Source organism: Streptococcus sp. GMD4S (assembly GCF_000296955.1).
Map to the genome: position 1 here is coordinate 1 of NZ_AJRE01000128.1, position 2,926 is coordinate 2,926.

Below are 2,926 nucleotides of genomic sequence, written 5' to 3' on the forward strand. Positions count from 1 at the left end.
TGCAAATCCAAGACCTGGAAGCATACGACCTGCAAGTGTCAAACCGTCTGCAACCCATTGGTATTCTTTAACAAGGTTTACAACACCTTGTACGAATTCTCCACCAAAAGCAAGAGCGAAGAATACTGGAAGGGCACGAGAAAGAGCCCATGGAAGCGCACCAAGTAGGTAGTTGCGTTCGATACCTTTGTAGTCAAAGCGTTCGATCGCAGCATCAATACGGTGTGCAAAGAAAGTAGTTGTCATACGTCCAAGAACGTCGAAGTATGTCAAAAGTGCCGCTACTGGTACAGCGATTGTTGTAATCGCAAGGTCTGTATCAATACCTTGAGAGATAGAGAATGCTGTTGCAAGAACCGCACCAGAAGTTGCGTCGATACGAGAAGCACCACCGAAGGTACCAACCCCGAGAACGAACAACTGCAAGCTACCACCGATAAACAAACCAGTTGTCACATCTCCCATGATTAAACCAGTAATGAAACCAGCGAATACAGGGGAACCTGCAGATGAAACGATTGTCAACTCATCACAGATTTGATAAGCTGAGTACAAAGTGAGAAGTAAAATTTGCCACGGTTGTATCATAACAATGACCTCCTAAAAATTTTTTCCTATTTTAATAAGCTCAAAAAGTCTGAAACTGGATCATTTGGAACCATTTGAGCAGTGAGTTTCACACCTTTTTCTGCTAGTTTGTGGAAATCTTCCACATCCTTGTCTACCACATTGATAGAACGTGTGATAGAGCGAGTTTCTGGTGTTTGAGACATATTGCCGACGTTGAGTGTTTCAAGCGGAACACCTGCTTCGACCAAACCAAGGAAACGGTCTGGTTTACGTGCAACGATAAAGAGACGTTGGCTATCGTATTTACCAGCAAGGATATTTGCTGCTGCTTTCTCAACTGGCAAGATACTGAGTTTCACACCTGGTGGTGTCGCAAGTTTCAAACCACTCTTTTCAATATCGTTGTTAACAACTTCGTCGTCTACAACCATAATGCGTGAAACATTTAGTTTTCCAGCCCAAAGATTGGCTACTTGACCGTGGATCAAACGTCCATCGATACGGCATCCTACAATTGTCATAAGTTTTCCCCCTTTATGTGTTTTAGTGTAGGTTTACGAGTTAAGTGAATCTCTTCTTTATATTCGCCCTCAGTTTCAAAGATGATGATGCGGTTAGCACCTTCCTTGAGATAACTATGAGGGATATAAAGTGAGAGGGTCGGGCCGACGTTCCAGAAACGCCCTAGGTGACGCCCGTTGACAAAGGCAACTCCCTTACCAAACTCAGACAAGTCTAAGTAGGTATCCTTCGGCTCTTCAACAGTAAAGTCGAAAGCGTAAAAGGCTGGTTGTCCTTCTGTCCATCCTTTTGAAAAATCAATCTTCTCAGGATTATCCAGTGGCAGTGGATATTGTTTCCAATTCAGTAAGAAATGTAGATCCTTGCAGACACCTGTTCGAATTCCTTTACGCTGCGTATCTGCCAAAAACTTATGTCCGTAGTTGACACGCCCCATATTTTCAATCAAGATGTCAATCTCTGAAAAGCCTTCTCGGTTGCCTTGACAGTAGATGTCTTCGCCAATCTCTGTCTGGTATTGAGTAGCAATCCATTGACCATCTACAAAGAGTTGAGCTCGGTCACGTCCATCGATGATACGGAGACGTTCCTCTTCTGCATCCCAACTTGCCTCCGTGCGGTAGAGAAGGTAGCCATAACTTTGACCAAGTTCTTCCATCGCTTTTGGATAGAGGCTTTCAGTAGGACTAGAGAGATTATCCAGGGTTTCAAACAAGGAAACTTTTTCGACCAATGGAATGGACCCTATCTCCATGCTTTCCTTATAGAGTGGTTCCAACTGTGGATACTCTGGGAAGTGGGTTGCCATCATCTTCTTGACTGCTAAGTATTTAGCAGTTGGATTTCCTTCTTCATCGAGAAGGGCATCATAGTCGTAAGATGTGACTTGCGGCAAATCCAGAGTTCCTCGAGCCGAGCAACCATTCATGAAACCAAAGTTTGTACCACCATGGAACATGTAAAGGTTGATAGAGCCTTGCTCCAATACCTCTCGAACAGCTTCTGCCAATTCTTTAGGATCACGAGTGATGATGGGTTCTTTCCAACGGTTGAACCAACCATCCCAGAATTCCATACACATGAGGGGCCATTTCTTGCCATGCTCATCAAAGAATTCCTGCATCTGTGAAAAGTTGTACGGAGCTTTAGAACCGAAGTTTCCTGTCACAAAGAGGTCGTCTTCAATCAAGGTTCCGGCTTTCAGAGTAGCCCTCCATGGGCCATCTGAAGTAAAGAGTGGGCAATCAATCCCTCGGTCTTCCATTAATTTTCGAATTGCTCGTAGATAAGACTTATCTTCTCCATAAGAGCCATATTCATTTTCGACTTGCATCATGAGAATGTTTCCGCCGTTATCCAACAAGCGAGGCACAAGCCTTGGCAATAATTGGTCATAATAGCGAGCAACAGCCTCGATGTAGGCCGGGTCGGACGAGCGAATTCGCATGTCCTTGGTCAAGAGCCAAGCCGGCAAGCCACCAAATTCCCATTCCGCACAGATAAACGGAGACGGGCGTACAATGGCATAGAGACCTAGATCTTGTGCAATTTGAAGAAATCTCTCCAAATTTCTGGCACCTTCAAAATCAAACTCCCCTTCAACAGGTTCGTGTAAATTCCAAGCCACATAGGTCTCGACTGTATTAAAGCCAAGCGCCTTTAAGTTATAGAGAGAATGATACCAATCCTCTGCTGGAATCCTAAAATAATGAATGGCGCCGGACAAAATCTTGAACGGTTTTCCGTCTAAATAGAAATCGTCCTCAATTTTAAATCTGGTCATGTTATTACCTCTGACGAATTAAGTTTGCGCTTTCATTTATTATAATATTAA

General features: G+C 43.9%; 3 protein-coding genes. All 3 read right to left on the reverse strand.

Annotation, left to right across the window (positions count from 1 at the left end; translation table 11 throughout):
- A partial coding sequence (locus tag GMD4S_RS07640) for a PTS mannose/fructose/sorbose/N-acetylgalactosamine transporter subunit IIC (RefSeq protein WP_000615900.1) occupies nucleotides 1-588 on the reverse strand: 588 nt, incomplete at its 3' end.
- A 26-nt stretch (nucleotides 589-614) separates the two neighbouring features.
- Nucleotides 615-1,091, reverse strand: a complete 477-nt coding sequence (locus GMD4S_RS07645) for a PTS sugar transporter subunit IIB (RefSeq protein ID WP_000156968.1) — start codon at nucleotides 1,089-1,091, stop codon at nucleotides 615-617.
- Nucleotides 1,088-2,875, reverse strand: a complete 1,788-nt coding sequence (locus tag GMD4S_RS07650) for a glycoside hydrolase family 35 protein (protein WP_000196619.1) — start codon at nucleotides 2,873-2,875, stop codon at nucleotides 1,088-1,090. Before GMD4S_RS07650 ends, GMD4S_RS07645 begins: the two co-directional genes overlap by 4 nt.
- Between the last annotated feature and the right edge of the window lie 51 nt (nucleotides 2,876-2,926).